We start from the raw sequence: 1,375 nt of genomic DNA, 5'->3' as shown, positions 1-1,375 counted from the left end.
GCAGGATGTAGCCGCTGGTCTGCCCAGCTTTTCCTGTGTGCTTCGGTGGGGCCTGTTCGGCGACGGTTAGACGGTTGCGGTAGCGGGTGGGCTGTAGCCGATGGTGTTGCGCCACAGGGTGAGCCAGTGCTCGGTCCAGGGCCAGTGGCTGGGTAGGTGCAGGATGGGTCGGCGTTGCGGTCGGGCCAGCCGTGCCGGGACGGTGATGATCGTGCGTCGCAAGGTGGCTCCCCGGGCCACTGCGTGCGCTCCACCGGCAAGCACACCGGCGGCGCGCAGCAGATTGTGGGCGATGGCCCCGCAGAGCACCCACGCGGAGTTGGCGCCGAATTGCCCGGAGGGCATGTGGGCCAAGGGGCCGGCGATCAGGTCGGCGAAGACAGTTTCGATGATCGCGTGTTGACGGTGGGTGATGTCGGCGTCGGCGGTTGGTAGGTCGGTGTTGGTGAAGAACGGGTGATACCGCCAGACCGGGAACAGGGCGTCGCGGAAGCGCGCATCTTTGACCCGACGTACCACCAGTCGGGCGGTGAAGCGGTCTGTGGTGGCCGCGAATGCGGTGTAGCTGATTTCGGCGACTTCGGCATCAGAGATCCACTCTCCGGTGTCGGGATCACGCACCGCGCCCGGGTATTTCACCGGTGTCCACGCCGCGTCGTCGATGGCGTTGATGGCCCGGTTGATCGCGCTGTTGCGGCCCATGACCACCGAGAATTGCGCACCATGGCGTCGGCAGGCGCCGACGACGGCGCGGGTGCCGTAGGACGAATCGCCGCGGACCAGGATCTGGCCGGTGACCCCGGCCGCTCGGGCCGTGGTGATGGCCTGGGCGACCATTCGACCGGCTCCTTTACCGGAGCCGGTCTTGCCGGCCCGCAGCCGCATCCCGGCGATCACCGGCGCCGCACCGGGGGTGCTGATCGTGGTCGCCAACGGCGAGAGTCCTTTGCGCAGGACCTGCTTGCCAGCGATTTTGGTGTGTCCGTAGGAGGCGCCTTGTTTGGCATGGCCGTAGACCGGTCGTAGCAGGGAGTCGATGTCGATGAACACACCGCTGTCGGATCCGGGTAGCAACTCAACGCGCCGGCAGAGGGCGGCCAAGTGTTCGCGCAGGACTGATTCGAGTTGGCGTGCGTGTCCGAAGGTGAACTCCCGCAACAGGGTTCCGATGGTTGATGGTGCGTACACATCGCCGAAGAGTGTTTTCATGCCCCCGGCCCGGACGATGTTGAGGTCATCAATGCTGTCGGCGCCGGCGCACATCCCGGCGATCACCGTGGCCAGCTTCGGTGCCGGATTCGCTGACCCGGATTTGATCTTCGGCGCGGGGATGAAGATCTTGTCAGCCAACAGATTCGGCAGGCCGGTCTGCTCA

1 protein-coding gene is annotated in these 1,375 nt (G+C 66.0%); it reads right to left on the bottom strand.

Annotated elements, in window-relative coordinates:
• Positions 1–66: 66 nt before the first annotated feature.
• Positions 67–1,375 (bottom strand): IS1380 family transposase (locus AC4LGL_RS33870; protein ID WP_491842602.1); only part of this gene is annotated, 1,309 nt, incomplete at its 5' end.

It is taken from the genome of Mycolicibacterium arcueilense (assembly GCF_058536225.1).
Note: the sequence above shows the minus strand (reverse complement) of the source record. Positions and strands in the feature narration are given on the sequence as shown.